Annotated in this window: 1 protein-coding gene; it reads left to right on the top strand. The window is 42.5% G+C overall.

All coding sequences use genetic code 11. The features are described 5' to 3' along the window. Positions 1-41: 41 nt before the first annotated feature. Positions 42-513 (top strand): site-specific integrase (locus DXB52_RS16030; protein ID WP_472520609.1); only part of this gene is annotated, 472 nt, incomplete at its 3' end.

The following is a 513-nucleotide window of genomic DNA, read 5'->3' as shown; positions in this document are numbered from 1 at the left end:
TAGCCTATTATGCCGGGCTTCGTATTGGAGAAGCCTGCGGTTTGGCATGGCAGGACGTAAATCTGGAAGAACAATGCCTTACCATAAGACGCAGCATCCGATATGATGGTTCAAAGCGCAAATATATCATCGGACCAACCAAGCGGAAAAAAGTGAGGATTGTTGATTTTGGAGATACGCTGGTAGAGATTTTCCGTAATACCCGGAAAGAGCAGTTAAAAAATCGAATGCAGTACGGAGAACTTTATCACACGAACTACTACAAAGAGGTCAAAGAGAAAAACAGAGTGTACTACGAATATTATTGCTTAGACAGAACAGAGGAAGTCCCGGCAGATTATAAAGAAATTTCTTTCGTCTGTTTAAGACCGGATGGTTGTCTGGAACTTCCAACTACTTTGGGAACTGTTTGCAGAAAGGTGGCAAAAACATTAGAGGGATTTGAAGGCTTTCATTTCCACCAGTTACGTCACACCTATACAAGCAACCTTTTAGCAAATGGAGCAGCCCCAA

Origin of the sequence: Ruminococcus sp. OM04-4AA, from assembly GCF_003462585.1 — a bacterium.
In the GTDB taxonomy this organism is placed as follows: Bacteria; Bacillota; Clostridia; order Lachnospirales; family Lachnospiraceae; genus Mediterraneibacter; species Mediterraneibacter faecis.
Note: the sequence above shows the minus strand (reverse complement) of the source record. Positions and strands in the feature narration are given on the sequence as shown.